General features: G+C 51.9%; 21 protein-coding genes. 4 read left to right on the forward strand and 17 right to left on the reverse strand.

What is annotated here, in order from left to right; genetic code table 11:
* Positions 1 to 24 precede the first annotated feature (24 nt).
* Genes bioD through bioF form a run of 4 tightly spaced genes read right to left on the reverse strand, consistent with a single transcriptional unit; the run spans position 25 to position 3,534 of the window.
* Complete coding sequence (gene bioD, locus HJG40_RS00815) at positions 25 to 729, reverse strand: dethiobiotin synthase (RefSeq protein WP_215862434.1); 705 nt, start codon at positions 727 to 729, stop codon at positions 25 to 27.
* Positions 726 to 1,610, reverse strand: coding sequence for a malonyl-ACP O-methyltransferase BioC (gene bioC, locus HJG40_RS00820; protein WP_215862435.1), 885 nt, complete (start codon positions 1,608 to 1,610; stop codon positions 726 to 728). Before bioC ends, bioD begins: the two co-directional genes overlap by 4 nt.
* Complete coding sequence (locus HJG40_RS00825; RefSeq protein ID WP_215862436.1) at positions 1,607 to 2,368, reverse strand: alpha/beta fold hydrolase; 762 nt, start codon at positions 2,366 to 2,368, stop codon at positions 1,607 to 1,609. Before HJG40_RS00825 ends, bioC begins: the two co-directional genes overlap by 4 nt.
* On the reverse strand, positions 2,365 to 3,534 hold the full coding sequence (bioF, locus tag HJG40_RS00830) for an 8-amino-7-oxononanoate synthase (RefSeq protein WP_215862437.1): 1,170 nt from the start codon (positions 3,532 to 3,534) through the stop codon (positions 2,365 to 2,367). Before bioF ends, HJG40_RS00825 begins: the two co-directional genes overlap by 4 nt.
* Positions 3,535 to 3,636: 102 nt before the next feature.
* On the opposite strand from bioF, the gene HJG40_RS00835 reads away from it, so the two are divergent.
* The 4 genes from HJG40_RS00835 (at position 3,637) to HJG40_RS00850 (ending at position 8,220) form a co-directional block, all read left to right on the forward strand.
* Positions 3,637 to 4,368 (forward strand): ComF family protein, encoded by a 732-nt coding sequence (locus HJG40_RS00835; RefSeq protein WP_368355856.1) that lies wholly within the window; start codon positions 3,637 to 3,639, stop codon positions 4,366 to 4,368.
* Entirely contained in the window at positions 4,361 to 4,837 is a 477-nt protein-coding gene (trmL, locus tag HJG40_RS00840; RefSeq protein WP_215862438.1) for a tRNA (uridine(34)/cytosine(34)/5-carboxymethylaminomethyluridine(34)-2'-O)-methyltransferase TrmL, read from the forward strand. Before HJG40_RS00835 ends, trmL begins: the two co-directional genes overlap by 8 nt.
* A gap of 117 nt (positions 4,838 to 4,954) precedes the next feature.
* Positions 4,955 to 7,063, forward strand: coding sequence for a 5-histidylcysteine sulfoxide synthase (gene ovoA, locus HJG40_RS00845; protein WP_215862439.1), 2,109 nt, complete (start codon positions 4,955 to 4,957; stop codon positions 7,061 to 7,063).
* On the forward strand, positions 7,060 to 8,220 hold the full coding sequence (locus HJG40_RS00850; RefSeq protein WP_215862440.1) for a MalY/PatB family protein: 1,161 nt from the start codon (positions 7,060 to 7,062) through the stop codon (positions 8,218 to 8,220). The genes ovoA and HJG40_RS00850 overlap by 4 nt, the downstream gene beginning before the upstream one ends.
* A 187-nt stretch (positions 8,221 to 8,407) precedes the next feature.
* Here the strand turns inward: HJG40_RS00850 and waaA are convergent, their stop codons facing one another.
* The 13 genes from waaA to secA form a co-directional block, all read right to left on the reverse strand.
* Complete coding sequence (gene waaA / locus HJG40_RS00855; protein WP_215862441.1) at positions 8,408 to 9,664, reverse strand: lipid IV(A) 3-deoxy-D-manno-octulosonic acid transferase; 1,257 nt, start codon at positions 9,662 to 9,664, stop codon at positions 8,408 to 8,410.
* Positions 9,661 to 10,341, reverse strand: coding sequence for a protein-tyrosine phosphatase family protein (locus tag HJG40_RS00860; protein ID WP_215862442.1), 681 nt, complete (start codon positions 10,339 to 10,341; stop codon positions 9,661 to 9,663). Before HJG40_RS00860 ends, waaA begins: the two co-directional genes overlap by 4 nt.
* Complete coding sequence (waaC, locus tag HJG40_RS00865) at positions 10,338 to 11,399, reverse strand: lipopolysaccharide heptosyltransferase I (protein WP_215862443.1); 1,062 nt, start codon at positions 11,397 to 11,399, stop codon at positions 10,338 to 10,340. The genes HJG40_RS00860 and waaC overlap by 4 nt, the downstream gene beginning before the upstream one ends.
* A gap of 82 nt (positions 11,400 to 11,481) precedes the next feature.
* Positions 11,482 to 12,258 (reverse strand): glycosyltransferase family 2 protein, encoded by a 777-nt coding sequence (locus HJG40_RS00870; RefSeq protein ID WP_215862444.1) that lies wholly within the window; start codon positions 12,256 to 12,258, stop codon positions 11,482 to 11,484.
* A gap of 126 nt (positions 12,259 to 12,384) precedes the next feature.
* Positions 12,385 to 13,581, reverse strand: a complete 1,197-nt coding sequence (locus tag HJG40_RS00875; protein WP_215862445.1) for an O-antigen ligase family protein — start codon at positions 13,579 to 13,581, stop codon at positions 12,385 to 12,387.
* A 73-nt stretch (positions 13,582 to 13,654) separates the two neighbouring features.
* Positions 13,655 to 14,827, reverse strand: a complete 1,173-nt coding sequence (locus HJG40_RS00880) for a glycosyltransferase family 9 protein (RefSeq protein WP_215862446.1) — start codon at positions 14,825 to 14,827, stop codon at positions 13,655 to 13,657.
* Positions 14,824 to 15,921: a glycosyltransferase family 9 protein gene (locus tag HJG40_RS00885; protein ID WP_215862447.1), complete on the reverse strand. Its 1,098-nt coding sequence runs from the start codon at positions 15,919 to 15,921 to the stop codon at positions 14,824 to 14,826. The genes HJG40_RS00880 and HJG40_RS00885 overlap by 4 nt, the downstream gene beginning before the upstream one ends.
* Before the next feature lie 22 nt (positions 15,922 to 15,943).
* Complete coding sequence (locus tag HJG40_RS00890; RefSeq protein ID WP_368355857.1) at positions 15,944 to 17,011, reverse strand: glycosyltransferase family 4 protein; 1,068 nt, start codon at positions 17,009 to 17,011, stop codon at positions 15,944 to 15,946.
* Between the two features lie 5 nt (positions 17,012 to 17,016).
* Positions 17,017 to 17,733, reverse strand: a complete 717-nt coding sequence (locus HJG40_RS00895; protein WP_226856780.1) for a polysaccharide deacetylase family protein — start codon at positions 17,731 to 17,733, stop codon at positions 17,017 to 17,019.
* Complete coding sequence (locus tag HJG40_RS00900; RefSeq protein WP_215862449.1) at positions 17,733 to 18,701, reverse strand: glycosyltransferase family 2 protein; 969 nt, start codon at positions 18,699 to 18,701, stop codon at positions 17,733 to 17,735. The genes HJG40_RS00895 and HJG40_RS00900 overlap by 1 nt, the downstream gene beginning before the upstream one ends.
* A complete protein-coding gene (locus HJG40_RS00905) occupies positions 18,702 to 19,691 on the reverse strand; it encodes a Nudix family hydrolase (protein WP_215862450.1) in 990 nt (329 codons plus the stop codon).
* A complete protein-coding gene (gene argJ, locus HJG40_RS00910) occupies positions 19,691 to 20,917 on the reverse strand; it encodes a bifunctional glutamate N-acetyltransferase/amino-acid acetyltransferase ArgJ (protein ID WP_215862451.1) in 1,227 nt (408 codons plus the stop codon). Before argJ ends, HJG40_RS00905 begins: the two co-directional genes overlap by 1 nt.
* A 9-nt stretch (positions 20,918 to 20,926) precedes the next feature.
* Complete coding sequence (secA, locus tag HJG40_RS00915) at positions 20,927 to 23,683, reverse strand: preprotein translocase subunit SecA (protein ID WP_215862452.1); 2,757 nt, start codon at positions 23,681 to 23,683, stop codon at positions 20,927 to 20,929.
* Between the last annotated feature and the right edge of the window lie 26 nt (positions 23,684 to 23,709).

The raw sequence follows: 23,709 nt of genomic DNA on the forward strand, positions 1-23,709 counted from the left end.
ATGGCAGTCGTTTGAATCCTAACATCAATCCCAACACGCCGGAAGAGACAGATACTGACTCCTGCAGACACTTGATGCCTCTGCCTGAAAGGGGATTTCTCCCAGGCAGGGGCTGGGCATCAGTCGTTGCAAAGTTTCCAGGGTTCCCGGAGCAAAATCGGGTTGAAGATGATTAGCCACCCAGCCCGCCATCGGCAAAGCACGGGTAAGAATAGCCTCGGCACTAAGCAGGGCATGGTTGATGGCACCAAGACGCAGACCCACGACCAAGAGCACCGGAAATTGCAAATCAAGGGCCAGGTCAGCAAAACTCCAATTATCACCCAGCGGGACCAGAAAACCGCCCGCTCCCTCTACCAGAACAGCATGTATACCTGCCGACTGTTGCTTGATAAATTGCTGAATTTTTTGACGATTAAGCGTCAGACCGGCTTGCGCTGCTGCCCAATGCGGAGCAATAGGCGGATCCAAAGCATAAAGGCAGGTTTGTTCAAAAGAGCGTGAGGGCGTTGATGCGGCGCGCAGGATTTCCACATCACTCCACTGCCCATCGCCTTCCACACCGGAAACCACCGGCTTCAAGGCTGCGACCCGGCCCATTTCACGTGCACAGCGTTGTGCCAGAGCGGCTGTCACCGTCGTCTTGCCAACGCCGGTATCCGTCCCGGTGACAAAAAGACTCCGGAGCGGCGGCGTGGGCGGGTTTTCCAATGTTTCTGCCGGATTCATTTTATATGCCTCCGCATTTGCGGATAGGGCAGGGTAACTGCGCCATCTTCTCGAATCTCAGGACGTGGTCCGCTGCTCCAGGCATGCCCGTAAACCACCTCATAGGTGGCTGGCAAACGTCCATCTTTACGGAACTGTTCATAAGCATCGCGCAGGATTTGCAAACGACCGGGTGTCAACAAACCGCGCGGTCGCTGGACTGTGGCATTGGTCGCACCAATGCTGCGCAAGTCGCGCAAAAGATCCTCCAGCGCTGCGTAAGTCAATTGAAAATGTTCGACATCCAGCACCGGCATTTCATAACCCTGGCGGACCAGGGCATCGCCAATATCGTGCATATCCATAAACTGTATGACATGGGGTTGATCATCCAGTCTGGCAAAAGACTGGCGCAACTCGGTGAGCGTATCCGGACCCAGGGTGCTGAACATCAACAGCCCCCCGGGACGCAGGACTCGGGCAAATTCGCGCAACACCCGATCCAGATCATTACACCATTGGATGGACATGTTGGCGAAAAGCAAGTCCATGGATCCGGTCGCCAGCGGCAGATGTTCGGCATCCCCCTGGCAAAAGTGCTGGCGTTGCCGCCAGCTCTTGCGCAGTCGCGCCTGCTGGAGCATACCGGCGGCCAAATCCACCGCCAGCAACCGTGCCTTGGGATAACGCCGATTCAAGCGCCGACTTTGCAGGCCGGTGCCACTGCCCAGATCCAGAATCCATTGTGGTTCCAGCTTGACCAGATCCAGTCGTTCAATCAGTTGCTGGCCTACCTGATCCTGAAGAACAGCACTAGCTTCATAAGAGCCAGCAGCCTGGTCAAAAGCGCGGCGGATCGCGCGTTTTTCCAGCTGATAATCCGCTGGCGTCGATGGATTCATGCCCAGACCTCCAAAAGAGCATCCCGGCAGGCTTGCGGCTGGGATAAAAAGGGCGCATGCCCTGCCTTTTCGAGCACGTTCAGATGGCTGCCGGGAAGATGTTGCTGCAGGTAAAAACTGGCTTGCGGAGGCACAATGCGGTCCTGCGCACCATGAATCAACTGAACCGGTATGGACAAGCTATCCAGTCGATCGCGTAAATCCACTTCCTGGAGAAGCGTCAACCCATCAGCCAGACAGGCAGGATCAGGCGACGGCCAGTTGGTCATGCCCTCCAGCGCCCGTCGTCCTTGTGGATCACCCAAAACCTGCAGGGCTAAAAACCTTTTGCGGGTTCCCTGGGGATCACTGTGCAGGCGCTGGCCAAAATCTTCCAGAGTTGCGGCAGGAATCCCTGCCGCCCAGTCGGGGCGCTGGCGGAAACTCGGTGAACTCGCCATCAGTACCAAGCCTTTCAACAATGCGGGCTGGGTCAGACCCAGTCCGAGGGCGAGCAGACCACCCAGAGACCAACCCAACAAAATCGGCGCCTCTACCTCACGACGCAGCATGCCCGTCAACTGTTCCAGAACATAAGCCCATTGCATGCCATCCGCCGTACAAGGGCTGCGGCCATGACCGGGCAGATCGTAGGATATGCAGGTAAAATGCTTTTCCAGAAAAGGGCGCCAACCCGCAAAAACCCGGCTTTCCATGCCCCAGCCGTGGAGCAACAGCAAAGCTGGACCTTGACCTGTCTGTTCCCGATACCAACTCATAAAATCTCCCGAAGGGCGGTCACCAACTGCATTAGATCTTCGCGATGATGCGCAGCACTGAGGGTAATCCGCAAACGGGCGCTGCCCTTAGGCACGGTCGGGGGGCGCACTGCCGGGCAGTACAGTCCGGCCTCGCGCAATCTGGCAGCCGCCTGCACAGCCGCTGTTGCCTCTCCCAACACCAGCCCCTGAATGGGCGTTGCACTGGGCAGCCAGGGCGCGTCGGGAAGCTGGGCATGTAGCCAGTCCTGATGCTCTACCAGGCGGGCACGACGAGCCTCTCCGCCGCGCAACAACTGCAAAGAGGCCTGTGCCGCTGCCGCCAGTGCCGCAGGCATGGCCGTATGATAAATAAAACTCCGTGCCCGGTTACGCAACAGGTCAATCAGATCCTGACTACCTGCCACAAAGGCCCCATAGACCCCGAAAGCTTTGCCGAGCGTCCCCATGATGACATCCACAGAGTGCGTATCCAGTTGATAGTGCGCGAGGGTCCCTCGCCCCTCTGCGCCAAACACGCCAAAGGCGTGGGCTTCATCGAGAATGATTCTGGCCTGATACCGGCGGGCAAGGCTTACGATTTCAGGCAGAGGGGCGAGATCACCGTCCATACTGAATACACCATCGGTGATGATCCACGCCTGCCCCGAAGTATCGCGCTCCAGCAGTTGCTGCAAATGCGTCATATCGCCGTGCCGGTAACGCTGCAGACGCGCCCCGGACAGACGCACACCATCCACCAGTGAGGCATGATTGAGACGATCGGCGTAAACCCGGTCCAGACGGCCGACCAAGGCAGAAATGATTCCTAGATTAGCCAGATAACCACTCCCAAAAAGCAGCACAGCTTCCACACCCAGCCAGCGTGCCAAATCTGCCGCCAAAGCCTGATGAGCCGGACGTTCACCGCCCAGCAGGGGGGCCGCACCAGCGCCCACCCCACTGCGCTCCATTTCGGCAATAGCTGCCTGTCGTAACGCGGGCTCCCTGCTCAGACCCAAGTAGTCGTTACTGGCAAAAGAAAGTAGTGAGCGACCTTCCGCATCCACAAACTGTGGACGATCGGCGTCCGGGTCCGGTTGCAGAGGCTGCAACTCTCGCCAAAGTCCCTGCCGACGAATATCCGCAAGCTGCGTACTCCAGGTATTTTCTGCTATATCAGACATAGCTTCTTATAAGGACGGGTATCTACCTTGTCAATGTCAGCCCGAAGCGCCAGAATCTATAAACTACAGCCTCCCACTTTCGCAAAAGGTGTACGGATTCCCTTGCCTCGCTTCTCCCTGCAACATCTCTACCAAAGCAGACGAAAACTCACTCAGTGGCTTTTCCCTGAATATTGTCGCGCCTGTGGCGTGGCTGGTGCCGCCCTCTGCGAGGCCTGTGCCCAGGATTGGCCTCGCCTGCCAGAAAACCGTTGCAGTTATTGTGCATTGCCCCTCCAGGCCAACGGTGACTGCCCGGTATGTTCTGTAGAAGCGCCCCAGTACGATCATGTCTATACGCCTTTTGTGTATGCCGAACCCCTGAATGCTGCCATTCTCGCCTGGAAATTCCACCAGCGTCTGGACTGGACTCGCGCCTTGGCGACGACTTGGGCAGAGGGTTGGGGAGGGCATGCGCCTTCTCATCCCGAATGCCTACTACCCGTGCCTCTGCACCCCAAAAGACTGCGCGAGCGCGGCTACAATCAGGCGCTGCTGCTGGCCCGACATTGGGGAAAACGCTGGCGTATTCCAGTAAAACCCGGGATCTTGCGACGCTGTCGCAATACCCGCCACCAAACCGGGCTGAGTGCGGCCGCCCGACGCGATAATCTGGATTCTGCTTTTACCCTGCACGGCAAATTACCTGCCCATGTAGCCATCGTCGATGATGTGATGACAACAGGAACAACAGCGGGACAAATGGCCGAGTTATTAAAAAGTGCGGGTGTGCAACGTATTGATGTCTGGGTTCTGGCCCGAGCCCTGCGCGAAGCGGCCCCTGCCCATGCCTGAGACTTTTTTGCATGTCATTCTTTATGAGCCGGAAATCCCGCCCAATACCGGCAATGTTATCCGGCTCTGCGCCAACACCGGGGCGCGCCTGCATCTGGTAGAGCCGTTGGGCTTTGCCTGGGATGATCGCCGCCTGCGCCGTGCAGGACTGGATTATCATGAATTTGCAGAGGTGTTACGGCATTCGGATTGGCAACATTGCCTGAATGCACTGCATGGAGCACGTATTTTTGCATTCAGCACCAAAGGAAAAACCCTGCATCAGCAAGTGGCTTTTCAGGAAGGTGATGCCCTGCTGTTCGGGCCGGAAACACGTGGCCTGCCCACGCAGATTCTGGAGAGCCTTCCCACCAGTCAAGTCCTGCGTTTACCCATGCGTCCGGGACAGCGTAGCCTGAATCTTTCCAATGCCTGTGCGGTTGGTATATTTGAAGCATGGCGACAATTGGGATTCAAGGGCGGCGCTTGACTGGACCCTGCGCGCAACACCTGAGCCTGCCAGTCAGGCCCTTCCCAAGCATCCGACCGGACGGTATCTTGTGTTAGACTGGGGATGACAAACAGAAATGACTTAAAAGGAGCAATCATGGCGCGCACACGCATTACTCCACTTCGTCTGGACGGTGAGAATGCTGAACAAAAACGGGAGGAAATTCGCAGGGTTTTTCATGAAACCTTCTCCTTGTATGAATCCTTGTTTGATCACTTGCAGGACTCTGCTGCCTGGGTAGAAAAAGCCATTCCTCTGCGGCATCCGCTGATTTTTTACTTCGGGCATACCGCTACTTTTTATGTGAACAAATTGCAATTTGCGGGACTGATTGAAGCCCGTCTGGACCCGCATCTGGAATCCGTATTTGCCGTCGGCGTTGATGAAATGTCCTGGGATGATCTGGACGAAACCCATTATGACTGGCCAGCCCCTGAAAGCGTCCGCGACTATCGTCAGCAGGTAAGGGAGATGGTGGACCAACTCATCTCCGAGTTACCCCTGACCCTCCCCATTACCTGGGATTCACCCTGGTGGGTCATCCTGATGGGCATTGAACACGAAAACATCCATCTGGAAACCAGCTCCGTCCTGATGCGCCAGTTGTCAATTTCCCGGGTCAATCCTGTAGCCGCTTTTACGCCATGGGATCAGGCTGGCACGGCTCCACAAAATGCCCTGCTGCCCGCGCCCGGAGGTCTCGTTGAGCTGGGCAAGGCAAAAGATGACCGCCAATATGGCTGGGACAACGAATACGGTAGTCATCAACATGAACTACAGCCTTTTGCCGCCGCAAAATTTCTGGTCAGTAATCAGGAGTTTCTTGCCTTTGTCGAAGACGGAGGTTATCACAACCCGAGTTACTGGGATGAAGAAGGCGATGGCTGGCGGCGCTTCAGTCGCGCCGAACATCCACCATTTTGGGTACCCAATTCCGCAGGATGGCTTTTGCGCCTGATTGCCGAGGAGCGGCCCATGCCCTGGAACTGGCCGGTTGAGGTAAATGCCCTGGAGGCAGCGGCTTTTTGTCGCTGGAAATCGACCCAAACCGGTGAAAACCTGCGCCTTCCCAGTGAGGACGAGTGGCGCCATCTGCGCAATCTCAGTGCATTGAGTGACAGCGATGGCTGGGAAGATGCGGTCCCCGCCAATATTGGCTTGAGTGTCGGCTGTTCACCCTGTCCGGTGGACCAGTTTCCCCAGGGCGACTTTTACGACTTGATGGGTAACGTCTGGGAATGGACCAGCACACCCATTTATCCTTTTCCCGGATTTGAAGTCCATCCGGTTTACGACGATTTTACGGTGCCCACTTTTGATCAGCAGCATAATCTGATGAAAGGGGGGTCGTTTATCAGTCTGGGTAACGAAATGCAGCAGGAAGCACGTTATGCCTTCCGTCGGCATTTTTTTCAGCATGCCGGATTTCGTTATGTCACCTCAACCAACACCGTTCCTGAAGTACCTATTTATGAAAGCGACGCACTGGTCTCCCAGTATGCGGAATTTCACTATGGACGCAGCTATTATGAAGTACCTAACTTTGCGGCTGCGGTCGCTGAGTTGGCGCTCCGCGCCATGGCTGGTAAGCCCTTGCGCCGGGCTTTGGATATTGGCTGCGCGGTGGGACGGAGCAGCTTTGAACTGGCAAAATACTGCCCGGATGTGACCGGACTGGATTTCTCGGCGCGCTTTATCAGTGTTGGTGTACAACTTCGAGAGCGCGGACATTTTTCCTACACATTGGTTGAAGAAGGCGATTTGCGGAGCTATCAAAGCATCGATCTGGCAACCCTGGGTCTGCGGGAAAGTGCCAATCATGTCCATTTTTTCCAGGCCGATGCCTGCAATCTCAAACCATTGTATCGGGACTATGATCTGGTGGTCGCAGCCAATCTCATTGACCGCCTGCATCATCCTCGCAAATTTCTGGATGATATACGTGAGCGCATTGTACCGGGCGGCATTTTGCTCATCACCTCACCTTACACCTGGCTGGAAGAATATACCGCACGCAGTGAGTGGCTCGGTGGCTACAAAAAAGATGGCGAAAATCTCAGCACCCTGGAAGCACTCAAGGAAATCCTGTCGCCCTATTTCCGGCTTCGGGAAGAAAGCCCGCTGGATATTCCCTTTGTCATCCGCGAAACCGCGCGTAAATATCAGCACAGTATCGCGCAAGCCACCCTCTGGGAGCGCCTATGAAAAATCATGGAAATTCAGTCTCGCCATTTGATGCCGTTATTCCGCGCGTGGGCACCGGTTCCATAAAATGGGATGAAGCAGCGCAGCGCTTCGGCGGCGATGTTTTGCCCATGTGGGTCGCCGATATGGATTTTGCTGTTCCTGACCCTATTATCCAGAGCTTGCGAAAACGTCTGGAACACCCGATTTTTGGATACCCCAGTGACGGACCGGCCATGTTACGTGCCGCTGACGAATGGATGGCTGCGCGTCATGGCTGGCGCCCGGAACCCAGCGCGACGGGAAGCATCAGCGGCGTGGTACCGGCCTTATTTGCAGCCGTGCGGGCATTTACTCAACCAGGCGACACCGTCATGGTTATGCCACCCATCTATCCTCCCTTTATGAATGCCGTGCGGAAAAACGGTCGGGAGCTGCTCCTCGTGCCCTTGGAAAGGGCAACAGACCTGACTTACCATATTGACTGGCAGGCCCTGGAAAAGGCCTTAACCCGATCTCGCCTGCTGCTGTTCTGTTCGCCGCACAACCCGGTGGGGCGGGTCTGGACGGAAGAAGAACTTCAGCGTCTGGCCCATCTTTGTAAGGCCGCCGACTGCGTGGTCGTCAGCGATGAAATTCACGCCGACCTCAGTTATGCGCAACATATTCCCTTTGCAAAGCTTGCAGCCCGGTCTGTCTTACTGAGTTCGGCGGGCAAGAGTTTCAACATTGCCGGCATTGGCGGCGGAATTGCCATTATTCCGGATAGCGAATTACGCCAGACTTTTCGGGATGAGCTGTATCGCAGCCAGATTCATCAGACCAATGCCTGCGCTCTGACGGCCATGACCAGTGCCTGGCAGCAGGGTGCAGAATGGCAGACGGCGCTGCGGGAATACCTGTTTGCCAATGCACAATTCATTCACGAATTCCTGCGCCGGGAACTACCGGATTTGGGCTATCGTCTTCCCGAGTTCGGGTATCTGGCCTGGCTCGATGTGGCTGCTTACGGCGACGACGATCACATTCAGAAAAGCCTGCTCAAGGCCGGGCTCGGGCTCAATCTTGGACCCAGTTTCGGGCCGGGCGGAGCAGGTTTCGTGCGCCTGAATTTTGCAGCACCCCGCAGCGTCCTGGAAGAAGGATTATTGCGCTTGCGAAACGGGTTGTTGTCCTAGAGCTGGCAGCGGTCCTGGAGGCTTTTGCTCCAACGTCCCTTGCCTGTTGTTCTAAGGTTCATCCTGCTGTCAGGAGAGAACTCGCCCTTTGGGCTCAAACAGCTCTCCTGACGGGCGCAGGATTTCACCAAGAACAACAACGGCGCGGGACAAAGTCGCGGCAAAGCCTCCAGGACCGCTGCCAGCTCTAGGACAAATCCAGTTCCTCCAGAAGTTGCATAATCTTTTTCAGAGAACCGCGCTGCTTTTGGACAAAGGCCAAAGCCTTTTTTCCCTGTTCCTGAGCGTCCTCGGGTTGGCGCAGCCAGTGCTCTAACTGGGCCTCCAGAGCGTCAGCATCATCAACCTGAACGGCGGCTTCAGCAGTCAGCATGTCCCGCGCAATACTCCGAAAATTTTCCATATGCGGACCAAAAATAATGGGGCAGGACAGCACCGCCGCCTCCAATGGATTATGTCCACCAACAGGGACAAAACTGCCGCCGACCGTCACCAAATCCGCCGCTGCATAAAAATCCATCACCTCTCCCAAGGTATCCACCAGAAATACATTTTTACTTTCTATTTCGTCATGTTGAGAGCGCAGCGCATACAATATCCCAGCCGCTTGCAGCTCCGCCTCTACTGCATCGCATCGGCTGGGATGCCGGGGAATCAGCACCAGCAAAAGGTGGGGCCAATGCACCCGTAAATGTTCGAGTACAGTTATTGCTATTTTTTCCTCACCAGCATGGGTGGAGGCAAACACCCAAACCTGCCGGGTCGCCAGATGCTGCCGCCAGACGCGCCCCTTTTTCAGGGCATCCACGGGTTCAGGAAGATCGTACTTGATATTTTCGATGACCAGGACCCGGGAAGCACCCAGGCTCTTGAAGGCTTCGGCATCTTCGGGGCTTTGTGCCGCCACCGCCGTCATGGAGGCCAGCGCCGGGCGAAACAAACCTGGAAAACGTCCATAGCCCCGCAGCGAACGCTGCGACAAGCGCGCATTAATCAATATTAGTGGGATAGAAAATCGGACCGTCCAGAAGCATAAATTCGGCCAGATTTCGGTTTCCATAATCAGACAAAGGCGGGGCTGCTGACGCTTCAAAAACCGGCTTACTGCTGCCGAAGTATCATAGGGCATATAGTGTTGGCGCACCGCCGAACCCAGACGTTGAGCGACGATGGCAGCACCCGTGGGGGTTGTGCTGGTCAGCAGAATCGGAATATTCGGATAGCGTGTTTGCAGGGCGTGCACCAACGGGATAGCGGCAATGGCTTCTCCGACACTCACCGCATGAATCCATAGGGGGCGATCCTGATGCATTTCTCCCCAGCCGAAGCGTTCCCGCCATTTTTCCCGGTAAGGCGGACGACGCCAGCCGCGCCATAAGGTAAAAAGCAGCAAAAACGGACTAAAAAAACCGAGTAATCCCGCGTAAATACGGCGATTCATCATTCGCGATGCAACAGACGATCGGTCAGCCAATCCAGACGATACCAGGGGCGAAAACTCTTCAGCAGCGCCTCACGATCATAATCGCGCTCTACCCACTGGCGTAAGGTGAGTCCCGGTTCATTGACAAGAGCCAATCGGTAACTGGTAAAAAACCAGTCAAGAATCCCGGTATTGGCATGACGGATATGACCAAATGGCCATAATCGCAACTGCTTCTGGGCTTCTGCAATGGGCTGCTCTAAGACCAGGTGCATGTACAGGACACTCATGAATCCGGCCCGATCTGCCCCCGATTTGCAGTGCAACAAAAAAGGTTTAGGGAGCTCAGTCAACAAATCCATGGCTGTCAGCAAACGCTCTTTTTCGGGTAAATCACGGGAACCGAAACCATGCAAAACAATATGCTGCATTCCGGTAGCGTCACAAATTTCCTGCTCCAGACGGTAATGCGGTTCCCGAGGCGCGGGGGCTCGCAGGTTCAGCACCGCCCGGAGAGCATGGCGCTTATGCCAGAGCCGCAACTGCCTTGGCGAAGGTTGTGCCGAACGAAATACGCCCGGTGCCATTTCATGGAAATTGGCGTAAAACCATTCCCGAAATATGCCGTGATCTGTCCAGAATTGATGACGACGATAGCGACGACGCTCTTCCGGCAAAAGCCTGAGGGACGAATTCATGAATCGGACGACTCCAGCAAGGAAGATAAAGCGGCCCAGACCCGATCAGGACCCAGCGCCTCCTGACAAAGTATCCGGCCATTTTGCGCCTCGGGCAACGGACAGCGGGTTTTACCACAGGGGGCGCAGGATTGCGGGCTTTGAAGGTTAATCTGTTGCTCTCCTCCATGGGCTAAACGTTCTACAGATGTAGGTCCATACAGTGTTACTCCAGCCAGCCCCAGAGCACTGCCCAGATAAGATAGCCCGGTATCCATCCCCACAAAAGCCTGCGCTCTGCTCATGACCATAGCTAGAGTTTCCAGATTCAGGCGCGGAAGCGCTATAACATTATCAGCACCCGCTTGAATCGTAGCCACCCGCAGGCGTTCTCTTTCGTCCGCTGCGGGTAGCAATAAATTCAAGCCGTTTACGCGCATACGAGAAGCCAATGCCATCCAGTGCTGTTCTGGCCACTCCTTGGTTTTCCAGACAGCAGAAGTCGCATGAAACCCTATGACAAAAGGCTTACTTACACATTGCGCCAACGGTTCAGCCAACGACTGATCCTGCCATAGTCTACGACGAGGGGCTAAAGCAAAGTCAGGCAGCGTGTCAGGAAGAGGATATTGCAGCGCCGCCGCGAACAACTGGCGATTACGCGTAATGGCAGGACTGGACCAGGGAACCGTAAAGCGCTGTTGATAAAAGCGAGAAGCTCCAGGCTCTCTGGCACTGTCCGCAGCCAGCCCCCAAACCGGAGCACCTACCAACCGGGCCAGAAATGCACTTTTATAGAGCCCCTGACTATCCAGCACAGCATCATAGTGATTAGCGCGCAAGGTTTTGCGGAGCTGGCGCAGCGCGGCAGGAAAAGCGCGTGGTGTTTTTTTAAGGTTGCGCAGAGAAAAAGGAATCGCATTGGAAACTTTCGGGTGCCAGGCAACAACCGGCGCAAAAGCAGGCTCCACCAGCCAGTCCACTTCAACATCGAGGCAATACACCGCCAAATCGGACATAGCTGGCAAAGTATGCAGCACATCTCCCAAAGAGCTGAGGCGCAGCAGCAGCAACTTCACGAATTTTCCTTGTCCTGCAACTGCATTTCACGGGCAATAGCATATTTCATGAAGGCACCCAAGGCTGGGAATGGTTAAAAAGCTATTTTTCACTTTCTTTTTCATACCTTTTCAGATAATTTTCATATAAATAAGCTTGCTTAAGAAAAGAAGAAAATGCACCCATGTAGGCAATAAGTATTCCCCTGCGACCATCTCTCCATGCCCCTTTTACAAAAACATCACGCAAGAATCTAAGCCAAGGAGAAAGCAATAACCGCAAAAGACTTGTTTTAATATCATACTGATAATTTATATCGGCACTTGTTTTTGCATAGGAAGAAATCTTGTGAAGTTGCTCATCGAGATTTCGATAGGTATAGTGAAGCAAATCTGCCTTTATTTTTTTTGTAGCACCAACCACTTCTAAGTGTCCATGCGGATCTGGACCAACCCAACTTGCATTTTCTCTACGCACCAATCTAAGACGCCATTCTGGATACCAAACATGCCATATCCACTTCCCAAGATATTGAGTGCGACGATTAACATAAAAACCATCATAGTCATCCATATGACCTTCAAAAATAGTGCGTATAGCATTTTTTAGTTCTGGCGTAACTACCTCATCAGCATCTATAGATAAAACCCATGGACTAGTACAAAGACTAAAAGCATATTGATTTTGTGAGACATTTCCCTTCCAGCTATTCTTGACGAAAATTGCACCATATTTTCTAGCTATACTTTCTGTGAGATCGATCGAACCAGAATCAACGACAATTACTTCGCATGCCAAGTCGATTATGGATTCAATACATCGCGGTAAATTATGCTCTTCGTTAAGAGTAATTATTGTCACAGTTAATGGTAATTTCATAAGGCTCCTTGACGTTTCAAGCGGATAGTTCCAACTTCAGATGGCTTGGGAACAGATAGCCCATATTAACGAAGTTTACCGGGGTACAATAAAGGCAACCATTGGTTATATCAGCATCCATCGTACTTAGAGATTTTCGTTTTGAATATCGGTTTTAATAATCAACGGAAGCCCAGCAAATAAAGCTATTTCCATTGCATCAACGTAGCCCCAGATTAATGTATTATAAAGGCCACCGACCCAAAATATCCCCAGATAAGTCAGCACGAACCAACCTTGAGGTCTCAATCTAACCCGCCATGCTTCTAGGCTTACACTCCAAATAAACCAGAGGAACAAAATGATTCCGGGTAATCCAAGCGCTGCAGCTTCACTCAAGTAACTGTTAGATGCCGAAGTATTAATTATTCCCGGAGTTTTGGTTACGATACCTTGCTTTTGCAGGATTATCATTTGTTGACTAAAATCTCCGGTTCCTACTCCTATGATAGGATGGTTAAAAAACATTTCAGCACCAGCCTCCATAGTCGCAATACGGATGCCCCAGCTAGTTTCTGTTCTATTGGGATTGTTCCAAAACTGTTGAAGATTGCTTATACCAAGCTCAACTCGATGTTCCACCATCGGAGAAAAGGACATCGCAGTGATCGCAAGCAATAGAGTCCCCAATCCCCAATATCTCCACTGCCCTGAATAAAGAATCCAAATAGCAGCCGGAACGAGAATGATAAAAAGCAGCTGCCCAGAACGAGCGGGGGAGAGAATTAGCACCGCAAAAAACAATAAGGCCACGGGCGCAATAATCCAGCGCGGGAATGCCCATCTATGACGCCAATCCCAAAGAAACCAAAGCAATCCTTGGGTCAGTGCCATCGACCACCAAATATGAGAAGCAAGACCAACAAATTGATGTGGTTGACCATACGGTATAATCAATGTGCCCGTTGACTTCAACACAGCTATAATTGCATTTATAAATAACCCAAGCAAAAAAAGACGGATAAATAACCGAACGTTTTTTTCTTCCCATGGTAAGGTAGCACCCATAAATGCATAAATTCCAAATGCTGCCATCTGAGCCACTTTCAAGCCTGCAGAAACATCATTACTCCAGAGCAAACCCAGAAATGTCCAAAGCATCAACCCTGACAGAGGAATCGTCCAGCGTCTTTGATATAAAAGTTTCCAATTCCTCCAATAACCACTATAAATATAGTAAATAATAAGTAACGCCCCAGCAATACCTGTTGCGGCTGTACTAATTGAAAAGAATAAAATCGGTAATGGATAAAAATAAAATATAAATATTTTTGGTAATTTCATGGCCCCTCCAAAGTCTCAATATAGGAAATTATAGGATCTAATATCCTATAATTAAAAAATGCTGATATTTTTCTTAAATAAAAAATTCCCATGATAAAATATTTTCGATAACGTCATGACTTCTTACCGCGTCAAGACATGGAAACGAATGCCCATCATTTTTCTTATAAATACAATTCCAACCACAGTTGAAGCAGCTATTATCTTGCGATGAAATCACTAATAGTTTTTCCGCTACACCATCCGGGTATTTACAGTAGTTATTAAACTCCCCACCAGAAACAATAGCCACAGTCGGCCTATCGAACATGACGCCAATATGCATTGGTGAACTTTCATTACAAATTATAATATCAGCATTTTTTAACAATAAAATATATTCTTTTACAGTTAATTTACCAATGAGATTCTCATGAGGAAATGGAATTTTCATGCCAGAGATCTTTAGCTTGTCCTTTTCCGTGCCTATAAATATTGGTAGAAGGCTTTTTTTTTCATGTAAGGCTCTAGCAACCTCAACAAAATTGCTAATTTCCCACTCTCTAACACTAGTGCTTGACCCAACATTAAATATTGCATAATTATTATAAACATATTTTTTTTCAACAACTTTATAATCACAATTTTTCAAAAATTCATCATAATTCAGGGCGGTCCCAGCAAGGATTGACATCCTTTCCAACTCATGTATTTTTCCATATTTCCCATCTATCAACGTATCAAACCAACGATCACTGATTAACTTTTCGCATGAGTGCCATTCTCTGGCGTCAAAAGCAATTGTTTTCTTTGATTTCGCAGCCCAAGCGATAACATCAGCCCCACCTTGCTGCCGGCTTATCCCAGAGTGAATTGTACATGAAAATTTCATGCTTGATATTCTTTTCAAGAATGAAAATCTATAGAGTATGTTTTTACGAAATTTATACTCATCAAAAAAAATAAAGCTGTTAACACAATCATAAAATATTTCTTTCATATACATGTGATCAGAACTACATATCAATGTTACATAATGCTTTTTTTTCATTTCTAATAGAAGCGGTATTGATAGAATCATATCACCCATACCACCTATTCTAACAACAGCCACACCACCATCTTTTTCAGGACCAACCTGTAATGTGCAAATAAAAATAAACATCTTATCAAAAGCATGCCAAACAACTCTAGGGAAGCATTCAACCTTATGTATAAAGCCAATAAAGAACTTATGTGATTTTAATTTTTTATAAATATAATTCATGCTTTACGAACCAAAAAGTTAACGATATTATTACTTAGATTATCTAAAAATAAATTTGTATCAAAATTTTCAATCAATATTTTTGCCTCTTTATGATAATGAACAGAACTTTTGGTATTAAATATTGCAACCACAGGAATTCCTAAGGCTACCGCCATATGATAAGGACCAGAATCACTGGATACGAAAGCATCACATAGAGTGATCGCTCCAGTGAGGCTTGTTGGTGAGGTTCTACCGGCAATATCAATTATATGCTCATTATTACCCCATTTTTCTGTATATTTATTTATAAATGAGTTATTTATAAATCTTTCGTTAGGAGCACCCATTAACAATAAGATATACGGATTCTCTTTGTACGCTCTCCCAAAAGCCATCACTAATAAATCCAGGTTAGGACGCTTCTTCTCAGCATCTGGAGTACCGCAACCAATATTTAGACCGATTATCGGCAAGTCTTTTGGCAAGAGCTGCTGCATTTCATCACGAAATAACCGACCATCAGAAGTTTCCGTCAGGACTATGGATTGATCTTCACGGTGCAAACCGAGTGCTACCAGCGCTGCGAAGTCCCTTTCGGTATAGTCCATTGGCCAGTCGAGTCGCTCATTTTTTGCATATTGCTGCAGACTTGGGCCCGATTTGTCATACATCAATCCACGCCCCATAACCTGATCGACGCCGACTATTGCTGCCTTGCAAAAACGACGTAGCCACCTTGCCGCTATGGTAGTTTCCAAACCATGAGGTTCATGATCAATAATTAAATCAGGCTGTATCTGCTCGGCAATTTTTCTCAATTCCGGCAATAAACGTCTCCAGGTTCGAGGCCCCACTCCACGCATTCCCCAGAAACGGCCTTCCTGCATAGGCAAAAAATGTGCACTGGAAAGCAGAAAATGCTCACGAATCAACGCTTCACTAGGATATCCTGGCCAGCGCGTCAAAAACAGCAAATGCAACTCGACATCGGGCCAACGCTTTTTAAGAACGGCCCAAGCCGCAGAGCTGCGGAGAATATCACCTATGCCCGCACTATGGGATTTGATCAGTAAAATACGCCGGGGATTGGAGGGAATAGCACGCGCCATGTTTAGCCTGTAAAACCAGCAGTCATTGCTGCAAATCCTGCAAAAAATTGGAGGCAATGTTTTCTGAGGCAAATCCTGTTGCGTAAACCGGTCCTGCATGAGCAAATTTTTCTCGCAGAGCCGGATTCGCCAACAAGCTCAGCAGGGCATTCTCCCAGCGCTTAACATCTCCAGCCGGCAACAGCCATCCTCCCTGTCCATCCACAAAACTTTCGGGAATACCCCCTATGTCCGCGCCCAGCACTGGTGTCCCGCAGGCTTGCGCCTCCAGACAAACCCTCCCGAAAGTATCGGGTTCTATGGACGGCAGGGCCAGAGCATCCATCACACTATACCAAGGCATTACCGGATTTTGCCAACCCAGCACATAGTGCCAGGGTTTGTTGGCTAGGCGAGAGCGCAATTCTTCCTCATGGGCTCCACCGCCTAACCATAAGCCATGAACATGCGCATTTTGGGCGTGGGCGGCGTCAATGGCGTCGGCCAACATGAAAACGCCTTTACCACGATGCCAGGCACCCACAAAACCCAACAGGAAATCTGCATCAGTCAGCCCTAAATCGCGTCGCCGGTTTTGACGGACTTCGACATCTCGATGGAATTCTGCCAGGTTGATGGGATTCAGGAGCACTTCTACCCGCGCCGGAGGAATGCCCTGTTCAATCAGACGGCGACGCAAGTATTCGGATATGGCGAAAAGCCGCAAGGGCCAGCGGGATAAAAGCCAGCGGGTGCTAGGTCTGAGGCGTAAATCCATATGCCGGAACAAGGCCAGAGGACGTCCACTCATCCGACTGAGCATGGCCAGTGGCCAGTATTCCTTGCTGAAACTCCCGATCAGCCAATCGGGTTGCACAAGACGGATAATTTTCCATAGCTGGCGCATGGCTGGCACATCGGCACTGTTACGAAACACCCCATAGTGCAACTTGACCAAACTGTCAGACAAAGCCTCGCCAATATGTCCCTGGGGATGCACGAAAGCATGCATGTCCACGCCGGCATCCGCCAAAGCCCGACACATGGTGATCATGTGGGTTTCTGTACCTCCCCCCCCCGGATTTGTACCCACCCAGAGCAAACGTAACACGGTGCTCAATGTCGATCCTCATGTGCCGTCCAGATCTGCATGGGGAATACGTGCGGGCCGTGATGTCCGCCTACCATGACGCGCGGCAGGTCAAAAGGATCGTCCTCCCCCGCTCGGGCACGCCCCCGGCGCACGGTCACTGCCGCTAAAAACCCGGCCTGTTTTGCCGCTTCACGCTCGCGCTGTCCTGCGGCCCCGTAGGGATAACAAAATTGCGTGATGGGAACGTCCAACAATTTTTCCAGATCCTGACGAGAACCGGCCATTTCGTTCAGCAGATCCGCTTCTGTCAGATCCGGCAGACGGGGATGATGACGACTATGGGCGCCGACTTCCATTCCGGCAGCTTGCCATTGACGCAATTCGGCTTCGGACATCAACGGCTTGTGTACACCCAGATCTTCCGCATCCCAAGCATTATCCGCGCCCAGGGCCGCGCTGACCATGTAACAGGTCGCCGTAAATCCATAATGCAGCAAAACCGGCAAGGCGTTTTCTAGATTATCCCGATAACCATCATCAAAGGTAATGGCGACTACTTTTCCTTTGGCTTCTCCACCAATATAGGGCATGGCCGCAGACATGGACAAACCCTGATAACCAAAGCGATGCAGCAATGCCATCTGCCGCCGGAATCGTTCTGGAGAAACATAAAGACCGCGCAATTTCACCCCGTTGGGTGCGCGGTCAATATTGTGATACATCAAAATAGGCACGGCCATCAGGGTTCGGCACCTGGGTCAAGATGCACCGTATGGCGAATTACATAAGTCTTTTTATCCTGGGATTCATGGTATATCCGCGACAACATCTCCCCGACAATACCCGTATTCAAAAACTGCAGCCCTCCCAGAAAAAACAGGACGCCAGCAATGAGCATGGGCCGACCGGAAATCTCTGCACCTTCGGCGAATTTATCAATAAACAAATAAATCAGCATGCCGGAGCCCACAAACAGCGAAAACAACCCGACGGTACCAAAAAAATGCATGGGTCGCTGGCTGTAACCCAGAAAAAACTTAACAAACAACAAGTCTACCAGCACCCGAAAAGTTCGGGAAATCCCGTACTTACTCTTACCTGCCACACGCGCATGGTGACGCACGGGCACTTCCACAATTCGATCGGTGTAAGTCAGGGTCGATAACCAGGCCGGAATAAAGCGGTGCATTTCTCCATAAAGGCGCACGCCCTTGATCACCGAAGCCCGGTAGGCTTTGAGCGTGCATCCATAATCATGTAAGCGCACACCCGTAAAACGGCGAATAAGTCGATTGGCAATACGCGAAGGTATTTTGCGCAAAAACAGGCCATCTTGACGATTTTTGCGCCAACCCGCTACTACATCCAGATTTTCAGCCAGCAAGCGCTCGGCCAAAGGGAGAATATCCTGTGGATCATTTTGCAGGTCCGCATCCAGGGTCACGATGACCTCCCCCTGGGCGGCATCAATTCCCGCCTGCATGGCCGCTGTCTGGCCAAAATTTCTTTGCAGATGAATCATCTTGAAATGGTCTCCGCGTGCTGCGGCTTCCCGGTCCAGGGCCGCCGCACTGCCATCACGACTACCATCATCGACAATGATGATTTCTACATCAGCCCCGTCCAGCGCCACACTCAAGGCATCACAAAGCGGTGTGACGTTATCAATTTCATTATACAGCGGAATCACGACCGAAATTCGGGGCACTCAGGGCCTCCAATAGCGCAGAAAGTGACTGGTAGCAGTAAAAGGATCAGAAGCCTCGATAATTCCCGAGAGGATGGCAACCCCACTGGCCCCGGCCGCCATTGCCGCAGGAACACGCTCCGCCGTTAGCCCACCCAAGGCAATAAGCGGGATAGCCGATGTTTCCGCTAGTTCAGCAAAAACTTTTTCGCCTAAAGGCAAGGTATCCGGATGCGAGCGGGTGGAAAACAATGGGGAAAGCAGGGCATAACGGGCTCCCGCCCGGGCCGCCTGATGAATTCCCTCGGCATCATGACAGGAAACACCAAAAGCTTCTGCAGGCCGCAAGCCAGCATCCAATTGGGATTGCGTCAAATGGCGACCGCTATGCGGCCAGTCCGGCAGAGGTTCAGGATGATTTAGCCAGACCTGCGCACCTTCAGCCAGCGATTCTGTGCAAAGGGATTCCAACAACTTCGCGTGCTCTCCATCCACGGAATTTTTGCAACGCAGGATCACCCATTGCAGGCCGGCTCTCAGGGCTTCTCGCCAGGCATGAGCGAATGCCTGAGGCTCCACACGGGCCGGATCTGCAATCAGACACAGTGGCGGATGCGGCAAATATTCTTCCAATACTGCTGCCGTCATCCGCAGGTTGGCGGGCAGACATTCCAACGCTGGAATTTCCCAGGGGAATAACCAGCGAACTTGCTGCCCTTCCTTACCATGAGCTGCACCGTCCCAGCGTCGCACCCGGTAAAAATGCAGGCGCACCGTCCGCTCTGGGTAGGTATAATCCAGGGTCCGGAATGCTTCCGCATCCAGCACCCTGATGCCAATCTCTTCCCATAACTCGCGATGCAGAGCCTCCACAGGCGTTTCTCCGGGGTCCACCTTGCCACCCGGAAACTCCCAAAACCCCGGCCAGGGTTTGCCTTCAGGGCGCAAGGAAATAAGCAGACGACCATTTTCGTCCTCAAGAATACCCGTGGCTACAGGAACGACTGTCATCAGCTGCGATAATCGGCGTTAATACGCACGTAGTCATAGGATAAATCGCAGGTCCAGATTGTTGCGCTCGCCAGCCCGCGACCCAAATCCACCCGCACCGGGATTTCTGCCTCAGCCATCACTGCCTGCCCGGCAGCCTCGGTGTAATCAGGATCTCGGGCCCCATCCCGGACGATTTGCGTGTTCCCCAAGCTGACCTGAACCTTGTCCACTTCCAGATCATCGATCCCGGCTGAACCAATGGCGGCCAACAAACGTCCCCAGTTGGGGTCTGAAGCAAAAAAGGCGGTCTTGATCAAAGGACTGTGAGCCATGCGATAAGCCACCTGCAGACATTCCTCCTCATTGCGCCCCCCTGCAATGTGGATAGGAATAAATTTGCTGGCGCCCTCGCCATCCCGAACAATAGCCTGGGCCAAAAATTGGGCCACCTCGGTGATTACCGCACAGAGCGGCGCATAACGCGGATCTTCGACACTGCTAATGGGCTCAGCGGCAATTTTGCCCGTCGCCATCAAAATACAGGCGTCATTGGTAGACGTGTCTCCATCTACCGTAATTCGATTAAACGATTGCGCCATGGCATCCTGCAGACACTGTTGCAAAGCTTCTCCCTGCAAAGTGGCATCGGTAGCCATATAAGCCAGCATCGTCGCCATATCCGGACGAATCATCCCGGAACCCTTGGCCATGCCGGTTACCGTCACTACCTGACCATCCAGATCAATCTGCCGCGAGCAGGCCTTGGGGATGGTATCGGTGGTCATGATGGCAGCGGCAGCTATTTCCCAATGATTTCCATCCAGGTGTATTTTTAATGCGGGAAGCGCCGCAGAGATTTTTCCGGCCAGATCTACCGGTTCACCAATCACACCGGTGGAAAATGGCAACACGGACCCTGAAGAACAATTCAAAGCTGCGGCCACAACCTGGCAGGAATCTTCCGCCGCCCGCAAGCCTGCAGCCCCCGTACCCGCATTGGCATTACCCGTATTGATAACCAGCGCCCGGATGGGGGTTGCCGAGGACAAATGCTGCTGGGCCACCAATACCGGAGCTGCCGAGAAGCGGTTCCGCGTAAACACTCCCGCTACCTGAGTGCCTTCATCCACAACAATCAGGGTGAGATCACGGCGTCCGGCATAGCGGATGCCTGCTTCGGTGACCGCCAGCCGCAAACCGGCTACAGGCAGTAAATCGTGGGGAGGAAGAAGGCCAACAGCCATAGCAGCTCCTTATTGTAAGCGTCCGTGACAATGCTTGTATTTTTTGCCTGATCCACAGGGGCAGGGCTGATTCCGGCCAATTTTGTCATCGGCAATCAGCGGCGACTGCGTCGGAGAATGGGGCGACGTATCCGTCAGCTGTTCACCGGGCACACTCCCGGCTAATGCGGTCAAGCCTAAATTTTCAGCTCCCGACTCCGCCGCAAAATCAGGATGAGAAAACTGTAAGTGCTGGGGTGCGGCGGCACGCGCCAGAGCGTCCCAATCCATGGTTTCCGCCGCCGGACTGACATGCAGACGCGACAAGGTACTGATGACCTCTTCGCGCATGCGCGCCAACATACTGTTGAACATCGCCAAGGATTCTTTTTTATATTCCTGCTTGGGATTTTTCTGTGCATAACCACGTAAATGAATGCCTTCGCGAAGATGATCCATACTTGCCAGATGATCTTTCCACTGGCTGTCCAGCACCTGCAGCATGATGGACTTTTCAAAATGGCGCGCCATTTCACTACCCATCAAGGCTTCTTTCTCGGCATAAGATGTCTGCACCAGCTCCATGACTTTGCTGCGCAGACCTTCGTAGTTTAAACGCTTGTCCAGTTCCAGCCACCGCTCGACTGGAGCTTCCAGCCCAAAAACCCGCTGCAGGGCCGACTCCAGACCAGGAACATCCCATTCTTCTTCCATGACCCCGGCAGGGGTGTGGTCTGCCAGCACAGCATCCAGTACATCTTCACGCAACACCTGGATTTCCTCACTGACATCATCCGCATCCATAAAAGCATTGCGCTGCTGATAAATGATTTTGCGCTGCTCATTCGCTACATCATCATATTCCAGCAGTTGCTTGCGAATATCGAAGTTACGGCTTTCGACCTTGCGCTGCGCATTTTCAATGGATTTGGTGACCCAGGGATGTTCGATGGCCTCGCCCTCTTTCATCCCCAGTTTCTGCATCAGTCCACCCAAACGGTCACTGCCGAAAATCCGCATCAGCGGATCTTCCAGACACAGATAAAAGCGAGTGGTGCCCGGATCACCCTGACGACCGGAACGACCCCGCAACTGATTATCAACCCGCCGGGATTCATGACGTTCCGTACCGATAATATGCAGGCCACCCGCTTCAATTGCCCGGTCATGCAAGCCTTGCCAACCATTTTTCAGGGATTCGGCGCGCTCACTTTTACGCGCTTCATCCATGTCCGGATCTGCCAGCACCATATCCACCTGATGCCCCACATTGCCGCCCAGCACAATATCCGTACCACGGCCGGCCATATTGGTGGCAATGGTTACCGCTCCGGGCGTACCCGCCTGGGCGATAATTTCTGCCTCTCTTTGGTGTTGCTTGGCGTTCAACACTTCATGGGGAATTTTTGCCTGCTTGAGCAAATGTGAGAGAAACTCGTTGTGCTCAATGGAGGTTGTACCCACCAACACCGGTTGTCCACGCTGATGACAATCACGAATATCCTCAACAATCGCCGTCCATTTTTCCTGAGCCGTGCGATAAATCAGATCCGCCATATCCAGACGCCGAACCGGCTTGTGGGTCGGGATAACCACCACTTCCAGATTGTAAATCTGATTCAGTTCAAACGCTTCGGTATCTGCCGTGCCGGTCATTCCGGAAAGCTTGTCGTACATCCGGAAATAATTCTGGAAGGTAATGGAAGCCAGCGTCTGGTTTTCATTCTGGACCTCGACCCCTTCCTTGGCTTCCACTGCCTGATGTAATCCATCAGACCAGCGCCGCCCGGTCATCATACGACCGGTAAATTCATCCACAATACAAACTTCACCATCTCGGACAATGTAGTCCGTTTCGCGATGATAAATGACGTGCGCCCGCAGCGCCTGATTCAGATGATGTACCAGGGTGACATTAGCCAGATCGTAAAGATTATCTTCAGTCAGCAGGCCATGTTCAGCCATGAGCCTTTCGGCCTTTTCGATACCTTCCTCGGTGAGCATCACCTGCTTGGCTTTTTCGTCAACCGTGTAATCTTCCTCGACAACAAATTGCCCTACCAGCTTGTCTACCCGGAAATACAAATCCGTATTTTCTTCCGTGGGGCCGCTGATAATCAGAGGAGTCCGCGCTTCATCAATGAGGATGGAGTCTACTTCGTCAATAATGGCGTAATGCAAACCACGCTGGACCCGGTCAGCAGGCGAAAAAGCCATATTGTCGCGCAAATAATCGAAGCCGAATTCATTATTGGTACCGTAGGTAATATCGGCTGCATAAGCCGCCCGCCGGTCTTCCGTGGCCAAATCGGAAATGATGGTACCCACGCTGAGACCCAGAAAATTATGTATTTTGGCAACCCACTGGGCATCACGGCTAGCCAGATAATCATTGACGGTAATTACGTGCACGCCCTTGCCCGACAAGGCATTCAGATAGGCGGGCAGCGTAGCGACCAGCGTCTTGCCTTCGCCAGTCCGCATTTCTGCGATTTTGCCCTCATGCAGCATGTATCCGCCAATCAACTGCACGTCATAATGGCGCATACCTATTACCCGCCGGGTAGCTTCGCGAACCACAGCAAAAGCCTCGGGCAGCACGGCATCCAGGCTTTCACCCCGGGCGATACGCTCTTTGAAAAGAGCTGTCTGCCCAGCCAGACTGCTATCGTCCATGGCTTGGTATTGCTCTTCCAGCGCATTGATCCTGACCACTACAGCACGGGCTTTCTTAATCAGACGCTCATTGCGACTACCAACCACATGACGGATGATGGTTCCAAACATGAATAGACAAACCTAGGTAAAAAATA

Source organism: Acidithiobacillus concretivorus (assembly GCF_018853445.1).
GTDB classification, from domain to species: Bacteria; Pseudomonadota; Gammaproteobacteria; order Acidithiobacillales; family Acidithiobacillaceae; genus Acidithiobacillus; species Acidithiobacillus concretivorus.

Bases quoted from the DNA above. Each gene is read 5' to 3' on its own strand.
- HJG40_RS00880 (WP_215862446.1), bottom strand. From the start codon at position 14,827: ATGAATTATATTTATAAAAAATTAAAATCACATAAGTTCTTTATTGGC.
- HJG40_RS00895 (WP_226856780.1), bottom strand. From the start codon at position 17,733: ATGGCCGTGCCTATTTTGATGTATCACAATATTGACCGCGCACCCAAC.
- argJ (WP_215862451.1), bottom strand. From the start codon at position 20,917: ATGGCTGTTGGCCTTCTTCCTCCCCACGATTTACTGCCTGTAGCCGGT.
- HJG40_RS00860 (WP_215862442.1), bottom strand. From the start codon at position 10,341: ATGAATTCGTCCCTCAGGCTTTTGCCGGAAGAGCGTCGTCGCTATCGT.
- bioD (WP_215862434.1), bottom strand. From the start codon at position 729: ATGAATCCGGCAGAAACATTGGAAAACCCGCCCACGCCGCCGCTCCGG.
- ovoA (WP_215862439.1), top strand. From the start codon at position 4,955: ATGGCGCGCACACGCATTACTCCACTTCGTCTGGACGGTGAGAATGCT.
- HJG40_RS00905 (WP_215862450.1), bottom strand. From the start codon at position 19,691: ATGACAGTCGTTCCTGTAGCCACGGGTATTCTTGAGGACGAAAATGGT.
- HJG40_RS00875 (WP_215862445.1), bottom strand. From the start codon at position 13,581: ATGAAATTACCAAAAATATTTATATTTTATTTTTATCCATTACCGATT.
- bioF (WP_215862437.1), bottom strand. From the start codon at position 3,534: ATGTCTGATATAGCAGAAAATACCTGGAGTACGCAGCTTGCGGATATT.
- bioC (WP_215862435.1), bottom strand. From the start codon at position 1,610: ATGAATCCATCGACGCCAGCGGATTATCAGCTGGAAAAACGCGCGATC.
- secA (WP_215862452.1), bottom strand. From the start codon at position 23,683: ATGTTTGGAACCATCATCCGTCATGTGGTTGGTAGTCGCAATGAGCGT.
- HJG40_RS00825 (WP_215862436.1), bottom strand. From the start codon at position 2,368: ATGAGTTGGTATCGGGAACAGACAGGTCAAGGTCCAGCTTTGCTGTTG.
- waaA (WP_215862441.1), bottom strand. From the start codon at position 9,664: ATGATGAATCGCCGTATTTACGCGGGATTACTCGGTTTTTTTAGTCCG.
- HJG40_RS00885 (WP_215862447.1), bottom strand. From the start codon at position 15,921: ATGGCGCGTGCTATTCCCTCCAATCCCCGGCGTATTTTACTGATCAAA.
- HJG40_RS00850 (WP_215862440.1), top strand. From the start codon at position 7,060: ATGAAAAATCATGGAAATTCAGTCTCGCCATTTGATGCCGTTATTCCG.
- HJG40_RS00870 (WP_215862444.1), bottom strand. From the start codon at position 12,258: ATGAAATTACCATTAACTGTGACAATAATTACTCTTAACGAAGAGCAT.
- trmL (WP_215862438.1), top strand. From the start codon at position 4,361: ATGCCTGAGACTTTTTTGCATGTCATTCTTTATGAGCCGGAAATCCCG.